General features: G+C 71.5%; 23 protein-coding genes. 10 read left to right on the top strand and 13 right to left on the bottom strand.

Features of this window, described 5'->3' with window-relative positions:
- Positions 1 to 171 precede the first annotated feature (171 nt).
- Positions 172 to 747 (bottom strand): TetR/AcrR family transcriptional regulator, encoded by a 576-nt coding sequence (locus tag AC060L_RS14040; RefSeq protein ID WP_483799037.1) that lies wholly within the window; start codon positions 745 to 747, stop codon positions 172 to 174.
- A gap of 70 nt (positions 748 to 817) precedes the next feature.
- Between AC060L_RS14040 and AC060L_RS14035 the strand changes: the two genes are divergently transcribed.
- Positions 818 to 1,711, top strand: coding sequence for an NADP-dependent oxidoreductase (locus AC060L_RS14035; RefSeq protein WP_483799036.1), 894 nt, complete (start codon positions 818 to 820; stop codon positions 1,709 to 1,711).
- A 230-nt stretch (positions 1,712 to 1,941) separates the two neighbouring features.
- Positions 1,942 to 2,580: a class I SAM-dependent methyltransferase gene (locus AC060L_RS14030; protein WP_483799035.1), complete on the top strand. Its 639-nt coding sequence runs from the start codon at positions 1,942 to 1,944 to the stop codon at positions 2,578 to 2,580.
- 103 nt (positions 2,581 to 2,683) lie between these two features.
- On the opposite strand, the gene AC060L_RS14025 is transcribed toward AC060L_RS14030, so the two are convergent.
- On the bottom strand, positions 2,684 to 3,175 hold the full coding sequence (locus AC060L_RS14025; protein WP_483799034.1) for a universal stress protein: 492 nt from the start codon (positions 3,173 to 3,175) through the stop codon (positions 2,684 to 2,686).
- Between the two features lie 400 nt (positions 3,176 to 3,575).
- Here AC060L_RS14025 and AC060L_RS14020 point away from each other — a divergent pair, with 400 nt between their 5' ends.
- Complete coding sequence (locus AC060L_RS14020; protein WP_483799151.1) at positions 3,576 to 4,718, top strand: UDP-N-acetylglucosamine--N-acetylmuramyl-(pentapeptide) pyrophosphoryl-undecaprenol N-acetylglucosamine transferase; 1,143 nt, start codon at positions 3,576 to 3,578, stop codon at positions 4,716 to 4,718.
- A 117-nt stretch (positions 4,719 to 4,835) separates the two neighbouring features.
- Here the strand turns inward: AC060L_RS14020 and AC060L_RS14015 are convergent, their stop codons facing one another.
- Positions 4,836 to 5,249, bottom strand: a complete 414-nt coding sequence (locus AC060L_RS14015; protein ID WP_483799033.1) for a YybH family protein — start codon at positions 5,247 to 5,249, stop codon at positions 4,836 to 4,838.
- Positions 5,250 to 5,354: 105 nt separating this feature from the next.
- Here AC060L_RS14015 and AC060L_RS14010 point away from each other — a divergent pair, with 105 nt between their 5' ends.
- On the top strand, positions 5,355 to 5,906 hold the full coding sequence (locus AC060L_RS14010) for a hypothetical protein (protein WP_483799032.1): 552 nt from the start codon (positions 5,355 to 5,357) through the stop codon (positions 5,904 to 5,906).
- A 122-nt stretch (positions 5,907 to 6,028) separates the two neighbouring features.
- Here the strand turns inward: AC060L_RS14010 and AC060L_RS14005 are convergent, their stop codons facing one another.
- Positions 6,029 to 6,784: a hypothetical protein gene (locus tag AC060L_RS14005; protein ID WP_483799031.1), complete on the bottom strand. Its 756-nt coding sequence runs from the start codon at positions 6,782 to 6,784 to the stop codon at positions 6,029 to 6,031.
- A gap of 962 nt (positions 6,785 to 7,746) precedes the next feature.
- Here AC060L_RS14005 and AC060L_RS14000 point away from each other — a divergent pair.
- Positions 7,747 to 8,427, top strand: coding sequence for a hypothetical protein (locus tag AC060L_RS14000; RefSeq protein ID WP_483799030.1), 681 nt, complete (start codon positions 7,747 to 7,749; stop codon positions 8,425 to 8,427).
- Between the two features lie 252 nt (positions 8,428 to 8,679).
- Here the strand turns inward: AC060L_RS14000 and AC060L_RS13995 are convergent, their stop codons facing one another.
- Positions 8,680 to 9,261, bottom strand: a complete 582-nt coding sequence (locus tag AC060L_RS13995) for a hypothetical protein (RefSeq protein ID WP_483799029.1) — start codon at positions 9,259 to 9,261, stop codon at positions 8,680 to 8,682.
- A 217-nt stretch (positions 9,262 to 9,478) separates the two neighbouring features.
- Positions 9,479 to 9,805 (bottom strand): hypothetical protein, encoded by a 327-nt coding sequence (locus AC060L_RS13990; RefSeq protein ID WP_483799028.1) that lies wholly within the window; start codon positions 9,803 to 9,805, stop codon positions 9,479 to 9,481.
- A 252-nt stretch (positions 9,806 to 10,057) separates the two neighbouring features.
- Here AC060L_RS13990 and AC060L_RS13985 point away from each other — a divergent pair, with 252 nt between their 5' ends.
- Complete coding sequence (locus AC060L_RS13985) at positions 10,058 to 10,777, top strand: hypothetical protein (RefSeq protein ID WP_483799027.1); 720 nt, start codon at positions 10,058 to 10,060, stop codon at positions 10,775 to 10,777.
- 7 nt (positions 10,778 to 10,784) lie between these two features.
- Positions 10,785 to 10,952 (top strand): hypothetical protein, encoded by a 168-nt coding sequence (locus tag AC060L_RS13980; RefSeq protein WP_483799026.1) that lies wholly within the window; start codon positions 10,785 to 10,787, stop codon positions 10,950 to 10,952.
- A gap of 388 nt (positions 10,953 to 11,340) precedes the next feature.
- Here the strand turns inward: AC060L_RS13980 and AC060L_RS13975 are convergent, their stop codons facing one another.
- From AC060L_RS13975 to AC060L_RS13955, 5 genes are all read right to left on the bottom strand, one after another.
- Positions 11,341 to 12,453 (bottom strand): CU044_5270 family protein, encoded by a 1,113-nt coding sequence (locus AC060L_RS13975; protein WP_483799025.1) that lies wholly within the window; start codon positions 12,451 to 12,453, stop codon positions 11,341 to 11,343.
- Positions 12,450 to 13,082, bottom strand: coding sequence for an RNA polymerase sigma factor (locus tag AC060L_RS13970; RefSeq protein ID WP_483799024.1), 633 nt, complete (start codon positions 13,080 to 13,082; stop codon positions 12,450 to 12,452). The genes AC060L_RS13975 and AC060L_RS13970 overlap by 4 nt, the downstream gene beginning before the upstream one ends.
- Positions 13,083 to 13,191: 109 nt before the next feature.
- A complete protein-coding gene (locus tag AC060L_RS13965; protein WP_483799023.1) occupies positions 13,192 to 14,037 on the bottom strand; it encodes an ATP-grasp domain-containing protein in 846 nt (281 codons plus the stop codon).
- Positions 14,034 to 14,156, bottom strand: coding sequence for a hypothetical protein (locus AC060L_RS13960; protein ID WP_483799158.1), 123 nt, complete (start codon positions 14,154 to 14,156; stop codon positions 14,034 to 14,036). Before AC060L_RS13960 ends, AC060L_RS13965 begins: the two co-directional genes overlap by 4 nt.
- A gap of 130 nt (positions 14,157 to 14,286) precedes the next feature.
- Positions 14,287 to 14,796 carry a CGNR zinc finger domain-containing protein gene (locus AC060L_RS13955; RefSeq protein ID WP_483799022.1) on the bottom strand — a complete coding sequence of 170 codons (510 nt, stop codon included), beginning with the start codon at positions 14,794 to 14,796 and terminating at the stop codon, positions 14,287 to 14,289.
- A gap of 37 nt (positions 14,797 to 14,833) precedes the next feature.
- Between AC060L_RS13955 and AC060L_RS13950 the strand changes: the two genes are divergently transcribed.
- Positions 14,834 to 15,535, top strand: coding sequence for a hypothetical protein (locus tag AC060L_RS13950; RefSeq protein WP_483799021.1), 702 nt, complete (start codon positions 14,834 to 14,836; stop codon positions 15,533 to 15,535).
- Between the two features lie 42 nt (positions 15,536 to 15,577).
- Here the strand turns inward: AC060L_RS13950 and AC060L_RS13945 are convergent, their stop codons facing one another.
- Positions 15,578 to 17,020: a serine hydrolase domain-containing protein gene (locus tag AC060L_RS13945; protein ID WP_483799020.1), complete on the bottom strand. Its 1,443-nt coding sequence runs from the start codon at positions 17,018 to 17,020 to the stop codon at positions 15,578 to 15,580.
- A gap of 468 nt (positions 17,021 to 17,488) precedes the next feature.
- Here AC060L_RS13945 and AC060L_RS13940 point away from each other — a divergent pair, with 468 nt between their 5' ends.
- Both AC060L_RS13940 and AC060L_RS13935 read left to right on the top strand, forming a co-directional pair.
- Complete coding sequence (locus tag AC060L_RS13940; RefSeq protein WP_483799019.1) at positions 17,489 to 17,701, top strand: DUF4287 domain-containing protein; 213 nt, start codon at positions 17,489 to 17,491, stop codon at positions 17,699 to 17,701.
- Positions 17,702 to 18,032: 331 nt separating this feature from the next.
- A complete protein-coding gene (locus AC060L_RS13935) occupies positions 18,033 to 24,710 on the top strand; it encodes an RHS repeat-associated core domain-containing protein (RefSeq protein WP_483799018.1) in 6,678 nt (2,225 codons plus the stop codon).
- A 108-nt stretch (positions 24,711 to 24,818) separates the two neighbouring features.
- Here the strand turns inward: AC060L_RS13935 and AC060L_RS13930 are convergent, their stop codons facing one another.
- Positions 24,819 to 25,541: a TetR/AcrR family transcriptional regulator gene (locus tag AC060L_RS13930; RefSeq protein WP_483799017.1), complete on the bottom strand. Its 723-nt coding sequence runs from the start codon at positions 25,539 to 25,541 to the stop codon at positions 24,819 to 24,821.
- Between the last annotated feature and the right edge of the window lie 63 nt (positions 25,542 to 25,604).

Here is a 25,604-nt window from a genome sequence, read left to right as displayed (position 1 = left end):
GAGGGTGCTCCTGGTCGTGCCGGCAGACTGCCTCCATTGTCGGCGCCTCGGAGCACCGGTGCGACTCCCGGCCAGCCGCCCGACCTGCCTGCTCCTGCCCGTCAGCGCGGGTACACGCGACCACAAGGTGCTGGTGGCCTCGCCGGCCGCAGCGCGCCGGCATCCCCGGGCTCAGGGCGCGGTGGCTTCCCAGGCCGCCTCGATCATCCGGAAGACCTCGTCCACCGTGGCCCCGGGATCGTCCGCCCGGCAGGCCAGCGCGTAGGCGTCGATGGTGAACCGCGCGGTCGCCCGGCAGGCCGTCGCGCTCCGGGCCAGGTGGGAGTCGGCGGCCAGCGCCGCTGCCAGCGCCTGCGCGTGACGCAGGCTCATCGACTCCTCGTATTCCCGCAGGGCGGGTGATTCCTCGATCATGCGCCGGACGGGGGCACTGCCCTCCGCCGTGCAGTGCCGCACCAGGGCCTGGACCTCGCGGTGCAGCGCCGGGATGAGCGGCTCGTGCGGAGGCCGGTCGGTCACCGCCCGCGTGAGGCGCTGCTCGAAGTCCTGGTCGCGCTCGAACACCAGGGCCTCCTTCGAGGCGAAGTGGGCGAAGACGGTGGTGACGGCCACGTCGGCCTCGGCTGCCACGTCACGGATGCCCACGGCGTCGTACCCGCGCTCCAGGAAGAGGCTCAGTGCGGTGTCGGCGATCTTCTGACGGGTCGCGGCCTTCTTGCGTTCGCGGCGTCCGGACGGCTCGGTCATGCCCTGACACTACCAGGTATGAATACCTAACCGTTGCAAAACACTAACGGTTAGGCCTATCTTCGGCCGCATGAGGAAAATCAGTTTCGCCGAGTTCGGCGGTCCCGAGGTCCTGCAACTGGTGGAAGCCGAGCAGCCCCACGCAGGCCCCGGTCACATACGCATCGCCGTAAGGGCTGCGGGTGTCAACCCCGTCGACTGGAGGATCCGGGAGGGCCAGGTCCTGGGAGCCCATCCGGTCGAGCTGCCCGCCGGGGTCGGACAGGACGCCGCCGGGGTGGTGGACGAGGTCGGCGAGGGCGTCGAGGGGGTCAAGATCGGCGACCGCGTGTTCGGCGAAGGCGCCGACACGTACGCCGAATTCGCCGTGCTGTCGGCCTGGACCCGGATGCCCGAGGGACTGTCCTTCGAGGAGGCGGCCGGGTACCCGTCGGTGGTGGAGACCGCGCTGCGCATCATCCGCGAGGTCGGCGTGCGGCCCGGGCAGACGCTGCTGGTCAGCGGTGCGTCCGGCGGCGTCGGGTCGGCGGTGCTGCAGATCGCCCGCGCGCGCGGCATCACGGTGATCGGCACCGCCGGGGCGGCGAACCAGGACTACCTGCGCGGCCTGGGCGCCCTCGCCACGACCTACCACGAGGGCTGGGTCGAACGGGTGCGGCACCTGGGCCGGGTCGACGCGGCCCTCGACCTGGCCGGCTCGGGCGTGATCCGCGAACTCGTCGAGCTGACCGGGGATCCGCGCCGGGTCGTCTCCATCGCCGACCTCGGTGCGCCGCAGCTGGGCGTGCGGTTCTCCGGCGTGGCCGGAAGCGTGCCGGACGCGCTCGCCGAGGCCGTCGACCTCATCTCCCGGGGCAGGCTCCACATCCCGGTCGAGAAGTCGTACCCACTCACCGAGGCAGCCGCGGCACACACGGACAGCCGCGCCGGCCACACCCGGGGGCGCCGGGTCCTGATCGTCTGAGCCGCGGCCCGCCCGGCCCGCCCGGCCCGCCCGACCTCCCGCGCCGAACGGCCGGTCACCGGCGGGTGGTGAAGCGGCCTCGGACGAAACCGGGGTGGTGCTCCAAGGTGACCCGCAGCACCGGAACGCGTCAGGATGCTGCTGCGAACACCCCCGCGTCCCGACCATCCCGCCCCAGCGATCCCACCGGGTGTGACCTGTAACAGTCGGCGATGCCTAGGATGCAGGACATGGACGGGATCATGCTGCCTCGTGGAGAGCTCACACCGACGACAAAGCGGCGAACCCGCTGGCAGGAGGCGGGACAGGGCGGGAACTTCGGCAAGCGGTTCGCCGAGCTCATCGCCGCCGGCGAGGACGTCGACGGTGAGGCCCGGCTCGCCGACACGCTCCTGCCGCGCGGTGCTCGGGTGCTCGATGCCGGCGCCGGCATGGGACGGGTGACCGCGGCGCTCGTCGGGCGAGGGCACGACGTGGTGGCGATCGAGCCCGACGAGGCACTGGTCCGGCAGGCGCGGGAGACCTACCCCGGGCTGCCGATCGAGGAGCGTGACCTCCTCGACCTCGGCCCCGGCGACGGGCCGTTCGACCTGGTCGTCTGCGTGGGCAACGTCCTCCTCTACCTGGCCGAGGGCACGGAGCGCCAGGCGCTGGGCGTGATGCGCGAGGTGCTCGGGGAGAACGGCCGGATCCTGGTCGGCTTCCACCTTCAGGACGCGCCGCCACACGCCCGGAGCTACCCGGTGGCGGAGTTCGAAGCCGACCTGGCCGCCGCCGGACTGCGGGTCGACCTACGGGCGGGCACCTATCAGCTGCATCCCGCGAACGACGCCTACGGCGTCTGGATCCTGAGCCGCGCACAGGACTGACCTTTTTTCCGGGGTCCTGTGGTTGCCAGCGCAGTCGGTCCGTCGGGGCGGCGGCTGACGGGCCCGTCAGCCGCCGCCGGCAGCCGGACTCGGCCTCCTGGCGCTACGCGGCGATCAGCCTCGGCGAGTCGGCAGACGCAGGTGCCACGCTCGCGACGACCGCGGTGGACGGCACCGCGATCACGGTGCACAGGGCGCGGGCGACGCAGTGGCGGCTGACCATGCCGTGCAGCAGCCGGGGCAGCGGCCCCCGGCGGCCGGCGCCGACCACGAGGACGTCGCCCGGACGGTCGGCGATCCGCAGGAGGGCGGGGCCGGCCTCGCCGCGGATCACCACCGGTTCGATCCGCAGACCTGCGGGGTGGCCGCCGAGGGCGTCGGTGAGGGCGTCCTCGAGACGGGTTCGGGCCGTCTGCTCCCAGAGCGCCTCCAGCGGCGGGCAGGGGTGGGCCCGCTCCCCGCCGACCGGGGTCCAGGCGATGACGGGGACGAGGACGGCACCGAGCCTGGTCGCCTCGTCCAGGGCGCGCCGCAGGACCGCCGCGCTCCGCTTCGATCCACTGACTCCGACGACAACCCGGCTGGTCTCGGCCATGGTGCTGCCACTTCCTCGATCTTCAGGCCCCAGGAGGGGCCTTCGCTTTCCAGGCGCACTGCGAACTGGACCTTTGAAACAGTCGACTCGTGGTCTTCCGTCCCGCTGATCCATGGAACCCTGCCGGAACGGGCCTCCCCCACTTCTTGACGCGTCCGAGACGCGCCATCGCCGTTCCCTGATGAACCCCTGACGGCCACCGTCGCCGCCCGGAGCGGCCGGCCACCGTTACCGGCGGGCAAATGCCTGAATGTCGGCATTGATCATCTCCTGCTATGGTTCCACTGCCCTCGGGAGCGTAGGGCTCGCCCCTCGCTGACGGGGGCTCATCGGCTTTGCCAGGTTGGGAGTTACCTCGGTGAACATCGGCACCAGCGTTCCGGATCGGCCCCTGCGGCTGATGGTCACCGGTGGTGGCACCGGCGGCCACACCTATCCCGCGCTCACCGCGATCCGTACCCTGCGGGCCAGGCTGGCGGCGCACGGGCAGGCGCTGGACGTCCTGTGGGTCGGCACCGCCGCCGGGCTGGAGGCCAAGGTCGCGGCCAACGAGGGCATCGCGTTCACCACCGTGGCCACCGGCAAGATCCGTCGCAGCGCCAACCCGTTGAAGATGCTCTCGCCGGCGAACATCAAGGACATGGCGCGGGTGCCGCTGGGCATCCTCCAGGCCCGGCGGCTGGTCAAGGGCTTCGCCCCCGATGTGGTGCTGGCCACCGGCGGCTACGTCGCGGTGCCGGTAGGCGTGGCGGCGAGCATGTGCCGGCGTCCGCTGGTCATCCACGAGCAGACGGTCCGCCTGGGGCTCGCCAACCGCACGCTCGCCGGGCGCGCGACGCGGATCGCGGTCTCCTCCGACTCGACGCTGCCGCTGCTGGCCGAGTCGGTGCGCCCGGCCGCGGTGGTGACCGGCAACCCGGTACGTCCCGAGGTGCTGGCCGGTCAGGCGGAGAAGGCGGTCGCGGCGCTCGGGCTGTGGCAGTTCGACCGCTCGCTGCCGACCGTCTACGTGACCGGCGGCGCCCAGGGCAGCCAGCAGATCAACGACCTGGTGCGCGGGATCCTGCCCTGGCTGCTGCAACGCGCCAACGTGATCCACCAGTGCGGGCCGAACCACGAGGCGGACCTGCGCCAGGCCGCAGCCTCGCTGCCCTGGCAGCTGGCACAGCGGTACCTGGTGGCCGGTTTCGTCGGCCCCGAACTGCCGGACGTCCTCGACCTCGCGGAGCTGGTGATCGCCCGCAGCGGGGCCGGCACGATCGCCGAACTGACCGCGCTGGGCAAGGCCGCCGTCTTCGTCCCGCTGGCCTCCTCGGCCGGCAACGAGCAGGCGCACAACGCCCGCCACCTGGAGGAGGCCGGAGCCGCCGTCGCGCTGCTCGGCGAGGTCAGCCCCGCCCATCTCCAGGAGGCCGTGGCCCCGCTGCTCACCGACCCCGCCCGGCGCCACGCCATGGCGCACCAGGCCCGCGCCCACGGCCGCCCGGACGCGGCCGAGCGACTGGTCGACCTGCTTCTCTCGGTGGTCCCCGACCGGCACTGACGGTCGAGCGGGCGGGGTTCGAGCGGACCCCGCCCGGCGGCAAACCGCCTGGGTCGGCACGACGAGGAGATGCGAGGGTCGGCGACGTCCAGAGCCGGGCCGGCCGCCGGTGCGCTTTCACTGGTCGGCGAGCGTGATCCGGGTGCCCTGGGCGGAGACGAGGCGCCATCCGGTGGCGGAGTCCGCCGTGAAGACGTGGGTGTAGCGGCTTCCGGCAGCGAAGGTGGTGCCATCGGAGTTGACGACATTCATGCTGGTCCGCCCGACGACGATGCCGACATCGCCGAAGCGGCGGACAACGGTCTCCTCGGGGAAGGACCGGATGGCGGGGAAGGAGACGATCCCGCAGGAGAGCGCGTCGAGCAGCGTGGACCGGGAGACGACCGAACCGTCCTCGACGCTGACCAGGATGAAGTCGTCTGCCAGCAGCTCGCCCAGGGCGGCGGTGTCGGCGGCGACCAGGGCGTCGAAGAAGCGCTGGTCGTGCTCGACCAGGGCCGCGCGATCACGGGAGTCGGTCAATGTGGGCATGATCGTATGGTCCGTCCGCTCCGTGAGGGGGCGACTGCCACGGGTGTGCGGCAGCGGCTTTCCCGAAGCTACGCCTTGACGTTGACGTCAAGGCCAGCCGAAGGCGTGGGTGCGCGACGGGCCCGGCTCGGCTGGCAAGTCGCGGTCGCCGCTGCCGGGCGGGGGCCGGCGGCCTCCGGTTGCCGGCCCGAGGGCCTCTCCGGGCACCCGGCTCCGCCTGCCTTCGCGGAAGCCTGGCTGCCCAGCGCGGCCGCCGCCGCCCGCGCCGCCGACATCGTCCTCATGGCGACCTGGGCGCGCACACCACTCCTCGACAGCGGCGACCTTCGCCCCGGCCTGCACATCACCAGCCTCGGCTCGGACGAGCCGGGCAAGGCGGAACTCTCCCCCGCGCTGCTGCGCGCGGCCCGTCTCGTCGTGGACGACGCCGTCCTCGCCGCGCAGTCCGGCGTACTGCACAACGCCGGGCTCCACGCCGACGACACCGACGCGACCCTGACCGACGTCCTCCTCGATGCCCGTCCCGCCCGCACGGGCGACCGGCCGACCGTGTACGCGCCCATCGGCCTGCCCTGGCAGGACCTGGCCCTCGCCTGGCCCCTCTACCTCGCCGCCACCGCCCACGGCACGGTTCCCGTCCACGACTTCCTTCTCTGACAGCACCAGGCCGGGCAGGGCACTCCCACGGTGCAACGGATCGGCCTCTCGCAGGCCCGGACCGCCCGCGCCGGAGGCCGGCGCGCGGCCCCCACGGCGTTAGCTGCTCGCGACGGTCCGTGTCACGTGTGCAGTTGTTCCGCGATGTGCAGGACGTCGCTCTGGTTCATCAGACGGTCGGCTGTGTGCAGGGTGAAGGTGGAGCCGTCAGCGGACCAGGTGAGTGTGTAGCGGTTGCCCGGGGCGAGGGTGAGGGCGGCGGGGTGATCTCCGACGGTGACCGGTGCGGGTGAGGGGGCGGGCTGTTCGCCGACGGTCTGGGTGATGCTGACGGAGCCGGCGTCACCGCCGGTGTCGGGGTTGCGAATGTAGGTGGTCGTCCAGGCCGGGGCCCGGCCGCGGGTGTACGGCGACAAGCTGTGGTCGGCGACGAGCGGGACGTCGGCCGGCGTATAGCCGGCCGGCAGGTTCTGGGCCGTGCGCACGACGCGGGCGTCGAAGGGCGTGATGGTGGCCTTGGTGACCGCGTCGCTGACCGTGCGTCCGCCGAGGGGCGTGTGGAGGGTGGCGGTGACAAGGTGGTCCTGCCAGCCGTCGCAGACGCTGCCGGCGTCGGCGTGCCGGGTGCGGGCCAGGGCGACGGTGACGCCCTGGGTGTCTTCGTGGATGACCAGCTGGGGCCGGTCCTCGCAGGAGGTCCAGGAGACCGCTGCCGTCAGCTGCCGACCGTCGGCGCCGAGCAGGAGATCGCCCGGCACCGGCGCTTGCGTCGTGCGTGGGCTGTCCAGCACGATCCAGCCCACGGCCGCGGCAGCCACACTCACCACCGCGACGGCGGTCCACACCACGCGGCGGGCGATGCGGGACGGCTCGTTCACAACACGGCTCCAGGAAGTCAACGGGAGAGCTCCCCCAGCCTGACACCGGCTTCCGGTACGGCGAAGCCCTTCGAGCTCACATTCACGGCCAACTGCTCGCGCAGGCTGATGCCCTTGCCAGCCGCCGACCTAGCATAGGGGGAACCACCACCCAACCCCCTCTTTCCCCGGCTGCCGTCGGTTGGTGTCCAGGCCGCTGTGGGTGGGAACCGCAAGCCGGAAAACCGGGGGTTGGGAGTGACTGCAGGCGACGGCAGGATCCGAATCGAGCTCGCTGGCGGGGGACGCCCCGCCGTCCAAGCCGTACTTCTTCAGCCTTCGGAGCCTTCCATGAGCACGCATCGCACGAGCAGTTCACCTTCGTCTCCGCGCAGGAGCAACACGTGCCTTCGCATCCAGATCGGCAATCACATGGACCTCAGCCTGTATCTGTCGCCCCAAGTCCTGGCAGCGCTGGGCACGCTCGTCGGCGGTGGCAGCTTGGTGGCCCACCTGATCCAGCGGTGCCGTGCACGGCGATCGGCGGCCGCACCGCTACGAAGATCCAGACCCGTGATTCAGCCGAGTCATGTGAGGACCACCGTGCCTGCTGACCTTCGGTCACCAGCCTCCTCCACCCACATAGGTTGATGGCCGGCCCCCTCGCGATCCCAGCGCGAGGGGGCCGGCCATCAGTGTTCGACGTCCGACCGCGCGCACCGTGATGCGGCCTCCCGGATGCAGACGAGGGAGTGTCCGGTCTGCGGGGTCACCTGGCTGGCGGGGTTGGAGCGTCGTGCCGACGCTCGCTTCTGCTCGGGGCGCTGTCGGCAGGCCGATCACCGCCGCCGATCAGCCTTCCATGACCGTTGACCAGCGACCTTGTAGCCAGCCCGATCGCCTTGGCTCTCTCCTGGGGGTGGGCCGCCTGCGGACCGGCCATAGACTCGACCAACGGTCGAGCGGCAGAGTGGGAGTGGTAGTTGGGCAGGCAGGAGATGCGACGCAAGGTATATGCGCCGCTGCGGAGCGCAGGCCTGAAGGTGCTTGAGGGAGGGGTTCCGGAGACTCAACTGCCGGCGTTCGTGGTGGGCACGGCAATCAGCTGCGGCCCTGAGACGGGTCGGCGGGACGCCTACTTCGACTACGACACCCCGAACCTCATCGAGCATGCCAACCAGGCCTGGTACGAGCTGGCCATGTCCTCCGGCCTCTTCGGCACCGACCGCGAGTTCCTGCTCGCCCTGCCTGCCAACCTCTACAGCGCGAAGGCGGCCTCCCGACACCGGCGTTCTGTCTGGCGCCGGGTCCGCCTGCTCGACGACTGGGACATCATGGGCGCCGCTTGCGCGATCCGCTTGGGGATGAGCGAGCACGGCTACCCCGAGCACCTGCTCGGCTCACGTGCCGGACGCCCGGAGTTCGCAATGCTCTCCTTGGACAGCACCGTCGCCGTGCTCGGGACGACCTGGGAGACCGGCATCAGCTCCCTCGCGGTGCCCAACCCGGGCGATACGGAGCCCGTACAGCGAATGCTCGACTGGGCGGCGACCAGAGTGTGGGACCCCCGCGAGGAGTGGCTCATGGGGGCACCCCGCATGGAGCGAGAGGAAGCGCTCGCATGGCTGCGGTACGACGAACCAACCACGGCGAATCAGACGTGAGAATCCGTCGTCGTGTTCGGAAGCCGACCGGCGACATCAACTGAGACTGCCATGCGGCGGTGTTGCTGAGAGGCAACGTCAAGTGAGACTCCGCCGAAGGCATGTCTCACCCGACCTTGCATCACTCCTGGTCACAGGCTCGGCTACCGGCAAGATCCACTGAGACGGGACAGGCCCGACCGGGCCGGGCCAGCTACCGGCTCACGGCTGCCGTGGCCGCTGGCGCGTGGGGATGCTCCCTCCGGATACGGGTCAGTAGAAGAAGTGGGACAGGTCTTCCAGCGAGCCGGGTCCGCCGAAGAACCTCTCAGCGGCGGCTAGGTTCATCGCGAATCGGGGCTCGCGCTCGGCGAGCGCCTGCTCGAGGTCCTGGCGCTGCTGCGCGGGCTGCTCGCGGGCCGTGGCGTTGAGGTCGGCGATGGTCGCGAGCATCAGCTGCTGCCAGCGCTCGCCCTGCTCGGCGAGCGCGTAGATGCCGGAGAGCAGGTCGACCATGCCGATGGGGCGGGTGAGGGACGAGGGATCCTCGCCTACGACAGGGCGAAGTTCCCAGGCCCCGGCCAGCGCCGCAAGCCGCAGCACACCAGCCCAGTTCCTGATGCGTCCGAGCCGCACGTACACCGACTCGGAGTTGTGCGGTGGCAGGTGGCCGCCGTGCAGAGGATTGGTCGCCGCCACCACGTCAGCCAGGATCCGGTGTTCCGTCTCGGTCAGTACCCACAGGCCCTCCTGCTGAGCTTCCAGGGCGGCGTGGGTCCAGTCCTCGGCCGCGGCCAGACGGGTCCCGAAGTCGGCTGGGTCATTGACGGGTGGTTGTGGGGCTTGGGTGATCACGACAGTCAGTATCCGATGCTCCCCAGCCACGCGGCGGGAGCGGGATAACAGTTGGCAGTGCCGTAGTGAGTCCGGGTGCCTGCGGCCGAGCGTGCGCGGAGCCTCTCGTTCAGGAGGCGATCGGTCGCAGCGGCACCTGTTGGTGTGGTCGCAGGGGCTGCGTCAGGCGGCCCGTGCCGTGTCGCTCCCGGTCAACGTGGGGCCGGCGGCGGACGCTTCAGGCATCCAGGTCCACAGGGGTGAGGCAGGCATCCAGCACGGCTCGCAGGTCACGGGGCAAGTGGTCACCGAGCGGGCTCTGTCGCGGACTGTGCTCGCCGTCGCAGATCCAGCTCCGCCCGTCCGTGTCGAAGGACCACGGCCGAGCACCCCACATCGGGTGGCCTTCCACCAGGCGCCGGGCCAGTGGCTCGCACTCTTCAGGAGCACCCTGAGCGAGCAGAGCTTCGACGACCACGTCCACGGCTTCCGCCGGTGCCCCGGTGTCGCCCAACAACGGCAGGAGCAGCAGCAGGCGGGCGTGTGGATCGGTCACCAGCGCCACCAGGCCGATCGGTCATGCGCACTGCCAGGTGGGCGGCGGTGACGCTGATGACCCGAAGCTGTTCAGACCTTGATCCCGGCATGGCGCTCGCGATCGCTTTTCCTGCTCGGCCGCAGACTAAGGGCTGTCCCGCAATCAAGGAACCCGGCGGCTCCGTCCTCCAGCTGGTTGGCGCCGGCGCCCCGGGGGCGGTTAAATTCCGCGGTGACGGACTGGACGCAGGTGGCGGACACCCACAGGGAGACTGAGCGAGTGCCGGTGCTCCTTGATTTGGTCGAGCGCGAGGAAGCTCCCGAAGTGTGGGAGGAGCTTTGGGACCGTCTGTGCCTGCACGGTGAGACCGTCTCTCCGGCAAGCCTTGCCGCTCTGCCGCGGCTGGTGGTCCTGGCCGCCACGACTGCCCAGGCCCTTGAACTGGCCGGCGCCATTGTGCGCGGTACCTTGCAGCACCCAGACGGCGAAGTCCTGCTCGCGGGCTGTCCGGACGTGCTCCGCCGACTGCGGGACCTGGTGGACCAGCAACTGCGGAGCCACCCTGCCGAGTACGACCGGGTCTTCGGTGATCTGCTCGCGCTCGCTGGGCAGTACCACTGGAGCGCCGCACTGGAGGGCTTCACCGACGACTTCTACACGGTGTCCTGCCCGCACTGCGGGGTAGAGGTGACCATCGCGATCGGGGACTACGGCTTCTACTCGGCCATCCGCGACTGGGATGCGGGCGACGTCGAGCGGCGTGAGCTGCTGCCTGCCCCGGCCGAGGAGCTTCACGACCCTGGCCGCTGGATGCACGCCACGGCAGTCCGGTACGGGCAACAACGCCTAGCGGAGGGCATCAGGCACCTCTTCGGCCGTGCCGAGTGCCCGGCTTGCGCGAGTGCATTCAGCATCTCTGACGCCTACACGAGCGCGAACCTTCCCCCAGCCCTGGAGGCTTCCCGGCCTGGGGAAGGGCGCGATCTTCGCCTGTCATGATCTTGGTATGGCTGGTGTGATCCCGGTCGCCGAGGCAATGCGGCACCTGGGCGGCCTGCAGTATCCGCCGGTGCACGGCGACGACCGGGCCGCGGCAGCGCAGCTGCGGGACCTCGCGCCCACCTACGCACAGTTGCACGCCGCCGTGGGCGCGGCACTGGGCGGCACCTGCTGAGCGGGCCGGGATGCCCGGCGGATCTCCGGGCGTACGCAAGCGACATCTCGTCGGAGTGCGTCTCGATGTGCGGCGGCGTCAGAAGTCGTTGCCCGCAATGGCCATACGGGGTCGGCGGTCGTGAAGCCGTCTGGTGGCGCCGGCGGGCACCGGCGATCCCGCGCCGTGGGCGGCGGCCGTGCTGCCGGCCGCCGCCCATCGCCTTCCGTGCCGGCGGGTGCTGGATCCGCCCCCGGACGGCGGTGGCAACCAGGGGATCACCGGCGACCTCGCCCGTGCGAAGCCGCGGGTTCCCGGGACTCCCCCGGCCGGCTACTCACCGAAGTCGCCCGGGACGTCCCGGGCGGTGTCGCCCGAAGAACCTCGATGGCAGGTGCCATCGGGCCGTTCAGGCCGGGCGGGCGGAGGAAGGGGTCTGCTTCATGCCGTTGACGATCGCGCGCGCCGTGATGGCCTCGGTGTCGACGATCATGCCGGGCTTGATCAGGCCCTGGTCACCGGAGGTGCCCTGGACCTGGACGGTGCGCTCGCCGAGGAAGGTGAACGACTTGTTGTCGAAGATCCACTCGGTGCGCTGACCGGTGGTCTCGTCGAGCCGGGCCACCGCGACCCCGTGGCGGCTCGCGGCGTCGACCGCGTCGTCCACCTTGACCACGCCGGGGATCTTGGCCGCGGCCCGGTAGAGCGCGGACGAGAGCTGGGCGGAGGGGTAGCTCTGGCTCAGCAGGTCGCCGATCGTGGTGAACGCCTCCGCGTCCGGGCCGGAGCCGTGGCCCGCGGTCTCCGTGTAGATCTTCTTCAGCAGGGTGTCGGGGTCGGTGGGCAGAGTGGCCAGGTAGTCGTACGACGGTGCGTTGAGGTACGGCTCGACCTTCGAGTCCAGGGACGTGCCCTTGGAGTCACCCGCGTCGATCAGCCAGCCCTTGTGGCCGTCGGGTGACTGCCAGGCCTGGCGGGTGTGCAGGGCCTCGCTGACCACCGAGCTCTTGTCGCCGACCGTGCGCACGTAGGTGTTGGCGGTCGTCGACTCGATGTAGATGAACTGTCCCGCACTCGCCTGCGGGGCGGGAGTCTCCTGGGCGGCCAGCGAGATCCGGTCCAGCAGCTGGGTGACTCCGTGTACGTCGGCGGCACCGATCGAGGTGGTCAGGGCGGGGCCGGTGGCCAGGCCGGTGCCGTGGTCCGAGCCGCCGATCAGCCGGACTCCGGCCAGGCCGGCGGCCGCCAGGGCGCACGCCGCCACCGGCAGGACGATCGCGCGGCGCAGGAACGGGTTGCGCGGCCCGGCGGCACGGGCGCGGGCCGAGCCGGAGACGGGGACAGGGACGGGGACGGAGCTGGAGACGGGGACGGAGTTGTCGAGGTCGTTGTGGATCTGGGCCATCAGGCGCTCCTTGTGGAACTGGTGGCGGCCCGCCGGCAGATCCCGCTCCACGGTCGGCTGGAGCTTCTCGGTCTCCTGCCACTCAGCCGGGTGCGGCTGGAAGGGGCTGGCGTTCATCGGTTTCCTTCCTGTGCGGACCGGACCGCGATTGCGCGGTCGCCGTTTATCTGTCGGGGGCGGCGCGCGAGTTCCCGTCCGTCCGCCGCCAGTTGCGCACTCGCGAGCTTGCGCAGCCTCGTACGGGCCCGGGACAGCCGGGAGCGGACGGTACCGAGCGGAATGCCGAGGGCCTCGGCCGCCTCGGCGTACTCGAAGCCCTCCCACAGGCACAACACCAGGACCTCGCGTTCGGGCCGGCGCAGCGAGCCCATGGCGGCGAGCGCGGCGGCGATCCGGCGCCGGTCGTCCACCTGGCCGGCCACTTCCTCGGCGTGGTCCGGCGCTTCCATCGCCGAGGGCCCCGTCGCGGCCAGGGCCGCGGCCGCGGCACGGTAGCGGCGGTTGCTGCGGCAGTGGTTGCGGGCGAGGTTGGTGGCGATGCCCAGCAACCACGGCCGCAGTGAACCTCCTTCGGGGGTCACCTTGCCGCGCAGCCGCCATGCCTCCATGAAGGTCGCCGACATGACGTCTTCGGCGACCGACCAGTCCGCGGTCAGGTGGAAGGCGTGGTTGTAGACGGTCCGGGCGTAGAGGTCGAACAGCTCCGCGAAGACGTGAGGGTCCCCGGCCCGTACCCGGGTTCGCATTTCTGTGGTCACTCCTGTTGGCTGTCCGGCACCGGGCACGGGTTCCGGTGACGTGCGTCACTTCCGCGGGCGAGCATGAGGTGAGTGACGAGCAGCCACTGCCACAGCGTCAGGTCAGAGATCCGGTCTCGTGCCCGCCACCGAACGCTCCCTGCCGCCTGATGAACTGACGGTCACGTGCGGCGACTTGACCGTGTGGCCCGGTCGCGCGCAGGACGACATCGAGGACCGCGTCCGGGTCGGCGGCGTAGCTGTGGGCGAACCACGGCATGTTCGCCTCCACGACCGCCCACTGCTCCCGTCCGGTGTCCGGGTCCTGGATGAGCCCGACGTCGACGGCCACGGCACTCGGCAACGAATCGCGCGCCTCGGCCAGCAGCGTCTCGGCGAAGGCGCGCACCTGGGTCTCGTTGCGATCCCCGTCCAGCCGGGCGGTGTCCAGCCGGCCGTACCTGGCATAGCGGCTGCCGGTGGCGATCCGCCCGTCCAGCACGAACAACCGGTACTCAGCGGCGAACGTCACCACCTCGGAGAGCAGCACCGACGTGTCGGGGCCGATCCGGTCGCCCGCTCGGGGAATCCGGCTGCCGTCGGCGTAGACCGCGGCGGGGAACTGCTTGTCGCTGGGCGGCTTCGCGAACAGCGGGCGGCGCACGCTCCAGGCTTCCGACAACGTGGTCAGCTCGATGCGCCGGCCGGTGAACTCCTCCGCCAGCCCGACGAGCCAGTCGTCGGCGGGCTCCAGCAACGCCAGATCCAGCCGGCCACGGATCCGGTCGGCGGCGAACGGCCCGCCGTACCAGTGCACGTGTCGGCCGGCCAGCGACCCCGGGAGCAGCTGCCCGTCCAGCGTCGCGACCTCCAGGCCACGGCGCGCGGCGGCTTCGGCAAGCAGCACGGTCGTGCTGGTCGGCTGAGCCGACGTCAGGAGAACCGGCGTCGTGGCCGTGTTCACGCCGGCGGCCGGAAGATGGGCTGCTCGGGCAGGCGCGGCGGCCAGGCCCGCCACCCGGACGCCTCGACCAGCGCGAGCTCCTCCGGGCCGGTCGGACGCCACAGCGTCGTCGAAGACACCTGCACCATCATGCACTCCTCGTTCATCTGATCGACTGCCCACCGTAGCGGCCGTCCCGATCCGAGGACGAGCGGATATCCGCACCCCCGAGCCGTGCCGTCCAGCCGGCCGCGCACGCGCAGCCGTGGGTCAGTCCGTTGCCTTGCGACGGGCGCGGTAGGCGGCGACGGTGGTCCGGCTGGCGCAGGCGTTGGAGCAGAACCGCCGGGTGCGGTTGCGGGAGTCGTCGACGTAGAAGCGTTCGCAGCCGACGGCGTGGCAGCGGCCGATGGTGACCGCCGGGTCGCCGCAGACGACATGGGCGAGTGCAGCGGAGCAGCTGCGCCCGAGCCAGCTCACGGCGTCCTCACCGTTCGGAGCGAAGTGCAGGTGGGGCGCCCCCTCACCGTCGTGGTCGTCGACCCGGACCAGCGCAGGGTACTGCTCCAGCAGGGCGTTGACGGGACCGATCGGACCGCCCTGCGAGGCGGCCTCCACCGCGGCGCGCAGGTGGGGCAGGAACGCGGCGAGCTGCTTGGCGCCCGGCTCGGCGATCCGGTGCTGGCGGAACATCTCCCGGCGCAGCTCGCTCGGGCCGTCGCCGTTCACGATCTCGACCGCGACTCGGGCGAGGTTCCCGATGTAGTCGATGTAACGCACTTGACCACCTACCTGTTCGACCTGGAGAGTAGGCATCATGACTACTGATGCCACCTACATGATGGACCGCGGAACGGCCGTCGCGCGAATGCTGCACTGCGCGGGCCGGTGGGACGAGGCACTCGCCGCGCTGCCGGCGGACGCCGTGGCGGAGCGGGCCGAGATCTCGGTGGACAGCTTCTGGTGGCGGCTGAACGGCGCCGCGGCGGCCGAGGAAGCCGTCGGCGCGCTGCTGCAGTCCGAGCCGGTCCTCGCGGGGTACCTCGGCGCGCAAATCCGCTACACCCGGCTGCTGTTCGATCTGAGCCCGCTCCCCGACGACCTCCAGCGGGCCCGCCAGGGCTTCGCCGCCGCCGGGGCCGACGCGCGGCTGGCGGGCTGGGCCGCCTTCTGGCTCGGCGTGCTCGCCGACAACATCGACGAGGACCCCCACGCCGCGGGTGCGGCCTACCAGCAGGCCTTGGAGCACGCCCGGGAGCAGGGGGACGCACTGCTGGAGTCCTACGCCGCACGCCACATCGGCGACCACCTGCTGGAGCAGGACCGCGAGCAGGGCATCGCCCACCTTCGCCGGTCCTACCACCTGCGGGCGTCCCTCGGCGCCCGTCCACAGACGGCCGCGGCGGCCCTCACCCTCGCCGGCGAACTGCCGCCCGGAGCCGAAGCCGACCAGCTCCGCGAGGCGGCCGGTCTGACCGCCCGTGAGTTGGGGTTGACCTGGCTGCTACGCGCGCTCTGACGGCACGGGGCACGGGGGCACACATGACGCCGTGAGGGCCGGTTACGGTAGCCCGACCGTCCGGCGGACGGTCTCGAACTGGACCACCTCGATGCGTGGCGTGTCGTCCGCGTCCCGGGTCAGGCGGACCGTGTTCTGCACCAGCAGGCCGCCGGTCATCACGTAGGTGCCGTCCGGGAGGACGCCCAGGGGCATGGTGCGTGGGCCGAGGCGGAGGTTGAGGGTGGGGCCGTCCTGGGTCAGTCGGTAGCCGCCTTCGTAGCAGCCCAGGTACGGCGCGGTGGTCGTGGGGTCGGTCGGGCGGGTCCGGCCGCCGAGGGCGCGCAGGGCCTCGACGGCGGCCAGGTACTGGGCGTGGGCCTTGGCCGGGACACCCTTGTTGAGGCCGAGCCTCTCGCCGAGCAGCAGGTTGAGGACGTAGAGGTAGAAGAACGTGCCGGTCGGGGACGGGTTCATCGCGTTGAGCACGACCAGCCCGAGGTCGTGCTCCGGAAGGAAGCCGATGAACGAGGTGAAGCCGTCGATGCCGCCGTTGTGCCAGATCAGCGAGGTGCCGTCGCAGTACCGGTTGTGGATCCAGCCCATCGCGTACCCGGATTCGGTGGCGTCGGGGTCGAGTTCCGGTGAGACGGGGACCGGGATGTGCGGTTTCCAGCACTCGGCGAGGTTCCCGGCCGACACCACCCGGTGGCCGTTCACGGAGACGCCGCGCCGCAGCTGCAGGCGGACGTAGGCAGCCATGTCGTCGAGTGAGGCGAGGGTGCCGCCGGCGGGGGCGTAGCTGCCGACCGGCCCGTAGGCGAGCGGTGCGTTCGTGCCGGTGAGGTCGGGCCCGTAGCCCCGCATGAAGTCGGTGACCAGCCCGCGGGGATCGTCGGCGATCCTGGCGCCGGCCATGCCGACCGGCCCGTACACCCGGTCCCGCAGGTCGTTGGCGAACGCCGCGGTCAGTCCGTCACCGGACCCGCCCGAGCCGAGCAGCGGCAGGTAACCGGCGGCGGAGTACACGGTGTTGTTGTAGATGAACGTGGTGTCGGGAGGAGCCGCGACCGGGAGCGTGGCCAGGGACTGGAGCAGCTGAGGGGCTGTCGGGTCGCCTTCGTGGAGGCCGGACAACGCCGGGGGCTCGGCGATCCCGGTCGCCATGCCCAGGAGGTCGCGGACCCTCAGGGTGTGTGTCAGCTCGTCGGTGGGTGCCCGGAAGCCCGGCCAGGCGTCGATGACCCGCTGGTCCCACGCCAGTCGTCCCTGGTCGACATGGGTTGCCACGAGCAGCGAGGTCATGGACTTGGTCGTCGAGGCGACCAGGAACCGTGTCGAGGGCGTGACCGGGGCGCCGGTGCCCGTGTCGCGTACGCCGAGAGGCAGGGTGAGCAGCACGCGGTCGCTGCTGACCACGGCAACTGCCGCGCCGACCAGGCCCATCGCGGCGAACTCGGCCTTCACCTGGTCGGCGAACGACTGCCATCCGTCGGCCGCACCCACCGCTCGCGCTGCACCCGCTGCTCGCGCCGACGATGGCCAGGAGCCCGGCCCGAGCACCAACCCACCTGCCACCAGCGCCCGGAGCACCGTCCTGCGCGTCGACCCGGTCGATGTGACTGCGGTCGGCGTGACCGCAGTCGGGGAGCTGAGATCCAAGACCATCCCTTTCGCCACCACGGGTAGGAGGGCCACCACAGGCACGAGGCTTCGGACGGCCGGGCCTCCCAGCCGCCTTGTTACGGAAACAGCCCTCGGGGCCCGCTGCCACAGGCTAGTGACGCCCCGCAACGGCATCCCGGGACACTCCGTCCTGGCCGCGAACCTCACCCGATTGATCCGCTGCCCCGCGAACTGGAGCGCCCGGTGTGTCGTACCCCCGTTTTATCGTGCCGGAGTCGGGCGCAGCGGGTGCTCCGCACCCGGCAACAACCCGAGACCATCGCACTCAGACAGACAGGACGCCACGTCATGACCACACCGGTGAAAGGCCCCGCCAGCTACTTCCCGTCGATCGAGAAGAAGTACGGCCGCCCGATCGAGCAGTGGAAGGAGCTGATCGGCACCTCACCCCTGACCAAGCACATGGAGCTCGTCGCCTGGCTCAAGTCCGAGCACGGCCTCGGCCACGGGCACGCCAACGCCCTCGTCGCCCATACCCTCGCCGAAGGCGGCGGTAACTGATCGGGGCACCGGCGCGGGACTGCGCCACGATCGCCGGTTCGGCTGTTGGACGACACGTAAAGACGAGGTGAATGTTGCCTTATGCCGCGCTGGAGCGGAGCTTGACGCCCGGGCCCACCCGGTTGGGCGCCACTGTGAGCGCTGGTGATCAGGAGGGGGACCGATCATGCCGCCTGATCGCCCCGGTTCCGAGCACGGGCAAGCGACGCCGCTCGGACCGGTCGGCCCGCGCCCTTTCGCGTGGGTCGTCTGACCTCCACAGAGAGGGACTCACGTGGCATCAGTCAGTCCGTTCGGCGGCAGGCATCACCGAACGCTGCTACGGCGAGCCGTGCCGCTCGCCCTGGCCGGCATAGTCGCCACCAGCATCGGCGCCGGCGCCCTCGCCGGCCCGGCAGCCGCCGCCGCACCGTCCACGGCCAGACCGGCGGCTCCCATCGTCGACCGCCCCGACGCGTTCTCCGCCGCGATGGCCGCGCGCGAGCAGCACCACCGCGTCGAGGTCACCGGCGACCGCACCGAGACGACGACGACCTTCGCCAACCCCGACGGCACCTTCACCATGGAGCAGTCGGAGCAGCCGGTCCGCGTCAGGACGGCCTCCGGCTGGGTGCCGGTCAACACCACGCTCGTCGCCAATCCCGACGGGAGCGTCTCCCCCACCGCGCAGCCGGCCGGGCTCAAGCTGTCCGGGGGCTCGGGGAAGGACGGCGACCAGGCGCTGGTGACGCTCGGCACCGGCAGCTCGGCGGTCACCCTGTCCTGGCACGGCAGGCTGCCCAAGCCCACGCTCTCCGGCGACACCGCAAGCTACGCCGACGCGCTGCCCGGCGTCGATCTGAAGATCCAGGCCACTCGCACGGGATTCGAGACCTTCCTCGTGCTGCGCTCGCCACCGAGCGGCGCGTTCGACTTCACCCTCCCGCTGAGTACCAAGGGACTCAAGGCGGTGGACGACAAGAACGGTGGCGTGGACTTCCGCGACGGCTCGGGGCAGATCGCCGGTTCGATGCCGGCGCCGACCATGTGGGACAGCCAGATCGACCGCAGCACCGGGATGCCGGCCCACACGGCCGCGGTGTCGCTCTCCGCGGTCTCCAGGGGTGATGTCACCTACCTCAGCTACACCCCGGACGCCGGGTTCCTCGCCCGGGCCCAGTATCCGGTGACCGTCGATCCGGCCGCCTCGCTGGGCCGCAACCACTGGCTGCTCGCCTCCGGCTACGAACCCACGCGCACCTACTTCGACTCCGACGACAATGCGGACGTCGGCACCCCTGACGGCGGCACCCACGTCTACCGGTCGTTCTTCTCGTTCGACCCGACCTCGCTGTGGGGCAAGCACGTCCTGTCGGCGACGCTCAACACCAACGAGACGCACGCGTGGACCTGCGCCGCCACTCCCGTGGAGCTGTGGGACACGGGGTCGTTCACCTCCGCCTCCAACTGGTCGAACCAGCCGGCCTGGAACACCAGGCTGGGCAGCCAGACCATCGCCAGCGGATACGACTCCACCTGCCCCGCCGCCAACGTCCCCTGGGACGTCACGAGCGAGGTGCAGGGCTGGGCGACCGCCAGTACGGCGGTCGGGACGATGGCGCTACGGGCGCCCAGCGAGACCGACTCCACGCAGTGGAAGTGGTTCGACAACAACCCGTCGATCTCGGTGACCTACAACTCCTATCCGGGCACGCCGACCTCACAGACGGTCAGCCCCTCGGTCACCACCGGCGGCACGCTGTACAGCAACACGCCGACGCCGACCCTGTCGGCCACCGACACCGACGCCGACGGCGGGACCCTGACGGACACCTTCCAGGTGCTGTCCGGCAGCACCGTCGTCGCCACCGGCACCGCCTCCCCGGTCGCCTCGGGCGGCACGGCCTCCTGGACCACGTCCTCGCTGGCCAACGGCGCCTACACCTGGCAGGCCCGCGCCTATGACGGCACGGACTACGGGCCCTGGTCGGCGGCGCAGGCGTTCACCGTCGACACCGACATCGCCGCCGCGCCGACCGTCTCCTCGGCCGGCTACCCGGCGAACAGCTGGACCGCCCAGAACCCCGCCGGCGCCTCGTTCGGCTTCGCCGACACCTCCTCGGGCGTGACCGGATACGTCTACGGCCTGGACCAGAACCCGCCGTCCGGCTACACGACCGCGCCCTCGGTCACGCTGAACCCGGGCCCAGGGCTGCACACGCTCTACGCGCAGGCGCAGAACGGCTCCGGCAACCGCTCCGGGATCACCTCCTACACCTTCGGCGTGGGCACCTCCGGCATCGCCGAGCCCGCCGACGGGTCCACCGGCTCCTCGACGTTCAACCTCAGGGCCACCGCCCCGAGCGGCGCCACCGGGGTCACCTTCCAGTACCGGATCGGGACCAGCGGCACGTTCACCACGGTTCCGGCGGGTGACGTCAGCAACGCCGGCGCCGCCGTCAGCTGGCCGGTGGCGACCACCGCGACCAGTGGCGGGGTGACCTCCCCCGAACTCCTCTGGAAGGCCACCAGCACGCTCCCCGGCGACGGCCCGCTACAGCTCCAGGCCGTGTTCGCCGGCGGCACCACGACGCCCGCGGTGACGGTCACCCTGCAACGCAACGGCGTCGGCTCGGACTTCGCCTCCAGCACGCTCGGCCCGGTGACCGTCGGCCTGCAGTCGGGCAACGCCTCGCTGTCGGCCACCGACGTGTCGATCGCCTCCTACCAGGCCGGTCTCGGCGTCTCCCGCACCTTCAACTCCCTTGCACCGAACACCCCGTCGATCTTCGGGCCGGGCTGGACGGCATCGCTGCCGGTGCTCGGCACCTCGGCGGCCTGGTCCGGGCTGGTGGACGACGGCAGCTACGCCCAACTGACCGGCGCCGACGGCGCCGTACGGACCTTCCTGGCCGGCAGCACCAGCAACGGCATCACCTCCTACACCGGGCAGGGCGTGACCGCCACCTCCGGCCTCGTGCTCACCAAATCCGCCAACGGCTTCCTGCTGGTGGACGGCTCCGCCACCCTGGTGAACTTCACCGCCCCGGACGCCACCAAGCCGACCGTCTACGCGCCGTCCCTGGTGACCGAGTCGGGCGCCGACAAGTCGGTCAGCTTCACCTATGCCAACGGCAAACTCGTCCTGGTCACCGCGCCCGACCCGGTGGTCAGCAACAACAGCGCGACGACCGCGGCCTGCCCGTACCCCGTCACCGCGACGTCCTGGTCCGGCGGCTGCCGCGGCCTGGCGCTGCGCTACGACGCGACCACCGGCAACCTGGCCGAGGTCGACTTCGTCGGGGTCTGCAACTCGGTGGGCTTCCAGCAGGTCGCCGTCGCCGACTACGCCTACGACGGCTCCGGCCGGCTGGTCGCCGAGTGGGACCCGCGCACCAGCCCGGCGTTGAAGAACCAGTACGGCTACGACGGCAACGGACGCCTCGCCTCCGTCACCCCGGCCCAGGACCCCGCCACCGGCAACCTCAAGCCGTACACCTTCACCTACGACAACACCGCCGGCGACGTCGACTACGGCAAGCTGCTCAACGTCACCCGCACGCACGGCGACGGCACGGCGGCGGTGCAGTCCGTGCTGTACCACGTGCCGGTCACCAAGGCGGCGGGCGGACCGCTCGACATGGACGCGGCCACCGTCGCCACCTGGGGCCAGAGCGACACGCCGGTCTCCGCGGTCGCGGAGTTCCCGGCCGACCACACGCCGGGCTCGCCCGTCGACTACACCTGGGCGACGCTGCACTACTACGACACCAACGGCCGCGAGACCAACACGGCCACGTACGGCAACGGTTGGCACATCGCCACCACCGAGTACGACGGCAACGGCAACGCCGTCCGCCAGCTGACCGCCGCCGACCGCGAGAGCGCACTTGCCTCGGGCCCGTCGACGGCGCCGCCGGGCTACGTCGGCCGCGCCGGCTCCAAGACCGGCACCGGCACCGGGCTGACCTCGGTCACCGTCCCGGTCACGGCCGCCGTCAAGGCGGGCGACGCCCTGCTGGTGTCGGCGATGCTGACCGACAGCGTGAGCAACACGGTGCCCGGCAACGTCACCGCCACCGACAGCCAGGGCGACACCTTCGCCGTGGTCTCCGACGTCAACGACGGCTCCGCCAAGGACCGGACGCTGCTGCTGGCCGCCTTCGGCGCGCACGCGCTGTCCACCTCCGACACGGTGACCCTCACCTTCCCCTCGACCGCCGAGTACCACGCCGCCGTCGACGAGATCACGGGCGCCAGCGGCGTGGACGTGAAGTCCGCGGCGACGGGAGCCGCCGGAACCGCCTTCAACTCCGGCACGACCCCGGCCACCACCTCGGCGAACGAGCTGGTGTTCGGCGTGGCCGGCATCCAGGGCGGCCCGACCACCTCGTGGACCGGCGGCTTCACCGCGCTGCCCACGCTGCTGGTCTCCAGCGACCAGCTCGCGACCGGGTACCGGACCGTCTCGACGGCCGGCGGCTACGCCGCGACCGGCACCGCCACCCACGCGTGGATGGCCGCGGTGGTGACCCTGCGCGCGGGCGTGAACACCGCCGCGATCGCCAAGCAGCTTGACACGGAGAGCAGTTACTCGGCGGACGGGATGGAGCTGCTGGACACCTACGGTCCGATGCGCTCGGTGTCCGTGGCCGGATACACCGCCCCGCAGCAGGCCCGCACACACACGCACTACGCGTACGACGAGGGCGCGCCCGGCGCGGACAAGGACGCCAACGGCAACCCGTACCGGCTGGCCACCACGGTGACCGAGTCGGCGAGCCTCGGCGGTGCGGTGCCCGGCACCTCGGACACCGACGCGCGGACGACGAAGAACGCCTACGCGATCGGGTCGGACACCTCCGGCTGGACCCTGCGGACCCCGCTGCAGACGATCACGGACCCGACCGGCCTCGCCATCACCAAGACGACCCACTACAACACCGACCCGGCGCAGTACGGCGGCGATCCACTCTCGCTGTCGAGCTCCCAGCCCTCGGACACGGCGGGCAGCGGGGCCGGGACCCAGAAGGTGGTCTACTACACCGCCGGCGCGAACACCATCGACCCGGCCTGCGGCGGCCAGCCGAACTGGGCCAACCAGATCTGCAGGACCGAGCCGACCGCACAGCCCGGGACGGCCGGCCTGCCGAACCTCCCCGTGACCACGTACACGTACAACGCGTACCTGGAGACGATGAGCAAGACCGAGGACTTCGGATCGGGCAACACCCGGACCACCAGCACCTCCTTCGACTCGGCCGGCCGGTCGGTCCGCACCTCGATCACCACGACCGGCAGCGGCATGGGCGCGCCGGTTCCGGACACGGTCACGGTGTACTCCCCCGCCACCGGCCTGATCACCGACGTCGAGTCGGTGGACGCGAACAACAACGTTACGGCCGACACCAAGGCCGGCTACGACGACTGGGGCCAGGGCGTCTCCTACACCGACGCCGACGGCGCGGTCTCCGGCACCGGCTACGACGTCGCGGGCCGGCTGGTCAGCCGCTCCGACGGCAAGGGCACCACCACGCTGACCTACAACGGCGGCGGTGAGCACCGCGGCCTGGCCACCGGAGAGTCCGACACCCAGGCCGGCACCTTCAGCGGCAGCTACGACGCCAACGGCCAACTGGCCACCCAGACCTACCCCGACGGCACCACCGGCACCCACGGCTACGACGCGACCGGGCAGGCCGTCCGGCTCGGCTACACCAACTCCGGCTGGTCCGGCCCGCTGGTGGACTCGGTGGTGCCCAGCGCACATGGCGACTGGGCTTCACGGGCCACGCTCAACAGCTCCCAGACGTACGGCTACGACGCGGCCGACCGGCTGGTCGGCGTCACGGACAGCCAGAGCGGTCAGAGCGGTCAGAGCGGCCAGGGTAGTCAGGGCAGCCAGGGCAGTCAGAGCAGCCAGTGCACCACGCGCAGCTACGGCTACGACGTGGACAGCAACCGCACCTCGGTGACGACCGCCCCGCCGACCGCCACCGGCGCCTGCCAGAGCGCCAACGGCACCACGGTCGCCAGCAGTTACGACAGCGCGGATCGGCTGATCAACACCGGTTACGCCTACGACGCGCTCGGCCGCACCACCACCACGCCCTCCGCCGACGCGGGCGGCGCCGGTGACCTCGCCACGAGCTACTTCGCCAACGGCCTGACCGCCGGTCAGACCCAGGGCACGGATGTCCAGACCTACACGCTCGACCCGCAGCAGAACCGCGTGCGCACCACGACCGACAGCGTCACCGGCCTGACCACCACCGACCACTACACCGGCGGCTCGGACAGTCCGAGCTGGTCGGGCGACAGCAGTGGCGGCTGGAGCCGCTACGTGCCCGGCCTCGACGGCCAGTTGGCGGGATCCTTCACACCGGCGGGCGGCACGCTCTGCCTGACCAGCCTGCACGGCGACGTGCTGGCCACCACCGCGCCCACCGGCGCGGCGGCCCCCACCGCGACGTTCACCTACAGCGAGTTCGGCTCCGTGGAGACCGGCGCCCCGGGTCGCTACGGCTGGCTCGGCGGGGACCAGCGCTCGACCACCGGCCCCGGCGGCACGCTGCTCATGGGCGTCCGCGGCTACAACCCGAACACCGGCCGCTTCCTGCAGACCGACCCGGTCGCCGGCGGCAGCGCGAACGCCTACGACTACGGCGACCAGAACCCGCTCACCAACGCCGACACGACCGGGAACTGGTGCTACACGGTTGCCGCGTACGCCAGCTTCTGCGGCGGCGGGGGCGGTCTCTCCGTCGGCATGAGCCGGCAGCAGATGGTGAACGTGCTGGCCAAGGCGGGTGGCGCCATCTTCACCCAGGCCTGCAACTACTTCACCGACGGGGTGGCCAAACCGATCTGCTCCTGGGCCGGCAACTACGTCGCCGGGATCCTCCGGCAGGTCATCCCCCGGCAGTACCTGCCCCGCACGATGTGGGTGAACTTCCGCTACGGGGTCTGGTGGCACTGGTGGGGTCCGCAGCCCTACTTCTACTACGCGAACACCAGCACGACCTGGTAGACACCGTCCACCGCCAAGCGGCAACACGGCCGGCCCCACCCGCTGCGCAGCGGGTGGGGCCGGCGCGCGTCGTGGTGGTCGCGGACGGGATCATGGCGGCGGACGGGATCAGGCATGGCGCTGCCCCGCGCTGTGGTGGGGCAGTCGGGCGGCGATCGCCTCCAGCAGCAGGTCCAGCGCGAACGGGTAGCCGCTCAGCCGCATGTCGGCGGCCAGCAGTGCGGCGGTGGCGGCGATGTTGGGGTGGGTTTCGGGGTCCAGACGGGCGTAGCGGGCCTGCCAGACGTTCAGGTCGGCGGCCAGGGCGGGGGCGGGCAGGGCCAGGGCGGCCGCGTCGAGGGCCGCGAACGCGAGGCCCTGGTCCACCAGGGCGTGGTAGGCCCGCACCGCCTCCCGGTCCGGGAAGCCGGCCGAACGCAGCACGCCCAGGATCGCCTCGACGGCTCGGGTCTCGTTGTCGCGTCCCGTGGTCCGGTGGGCCGCCAGCATGGCCGCCTGGGGGTGCGCCTGGTAGGCGGCGTGAATGCGCAGGCCGATGTCGCGAAGGTCGGCCCGCCAGTCGCCGGTGGGCCGCCAGCCGTGCTGTGCGTGGCCGATCAGTTCGTCGGCGATGGCGAGCAGCAGGTCGTCGGTGCTGTGGAAGTACCGGTAGATCGCGCTCGGGTCGGCGCCGAGTGCGGCGCCGAGGCGCCGGACCGTGAGCGCCTGCGCACCGTGCAGGCCGACCAGCCGGAGCGCGGTGTCGACGATGACGCGTTCGGACAGGACCGTGCCCTGCTTGGTGGGCCTTCTGCGCCGTCGCTGCGGCTCGGGGATCACTCGCTCGGCCATGGGGCGACCTTATGACAACAGCATTGACGTGTGAAGAGCTTGCGGGTTGCATGGCCAGCCACC

Source organism: Kitasatospora sp. NEAU-69 (assembly GCF_057158765.1).
The sequence above is the reverse complement of the archived record's forward strand: the minus strand, read 5'-3'. Positions and strand labels throughout refer to the sequence as shown.

Excerpts from the sequence above, each read along its gene's own strand:
- AC060L_RS14040 (WP_483799037.1), bottom strand. The coding sequence starts at position 747 with ATGACCGAGCCGTCCGGACGCCGCGAACGCAAGAAGGCCGCGACCCGT.
- AC060L_RS13970 (WP_483799024.1), bottom strand. The coding sequence starts at position 13,082 with ATGCGAACCCGGGTACGGGCCGGGGACCCTCACGTCTTCGCGGAGCTG.
- AC060L_RS13980 (WP_483799026.1), top strand. The coding sequence starts at position 10,785 with ATGGCTGGTGTGATCCCGGTCGCCGAGGCAATGCGGCACCTGGGCGGC.
- AC060L_RS13940 (WP_483799019.1), top strand. The coding sequence starts at position 17,489 with ATGACCACACCGGTGAAAGGCCCCGCCAGCTACTTCCCGTCGATCGAG.
- AC060L_RS13950 (WP_483799021.1), top strand. The coding sequence starts at position 14,834 with ATGACTACTGATGCCACCTACATGATGGACCGCGGAACGGCCGTCGCG.
- AC060L_RS14035 (WP_483799036.1), top strand. The coding sequence starts at position 818 with ATGAGGAAAATCAGTTTCGCCGAGTTCGGCGGTCCCGAGGTCCTGCAA.
- AC060L_RS14030 (WP_483799035.1), top strand. The coding sequence starts at position 1,942 with ATGGACGGGATCATGCTGCCTCGTGGAGAGCTCACACCGACGACAAAG.
- AC060L_RS14020 (WP_483799151.1), top strand. The coding sequence starts at position 3,576 with ATGGTCACCGGTGGTGGCACCGGCGGCCACACCTATCCCGCGCTCACC.
- AC060L_RS14015 (WP_483799033.1), bottom strand. The coding sequence starts at position 5,249 with ATGCCCACATTGACCGACTCCCGTGATCGCGCGGCCCTGGTCGAGCAC.
- AC060L_RS14025 (WP_483799034.1), bottom strand. The coding sequence starts at position 3,175 with ATGGCCGAGACCAGCCGGGTTGTCGTCGGAGTCAGTGGATCGAAGCGG.
- AC060L_RS13930 (WP_483799017.1), bottom strand. The coding sequence starts at position 25,541 with ATGGCCGAGCGAGTGATCCCCGAGCCGCAGCGACGGCGCAGAAGGCCC.
- AC060L_RS13975 (WP_483799025.1), bottom strand. The coding sequence starts at position 12,453 with ATGAACGCCAGCCCCTTCCAGCCGCACCCGGCTGAGTGGCAGGAGACC.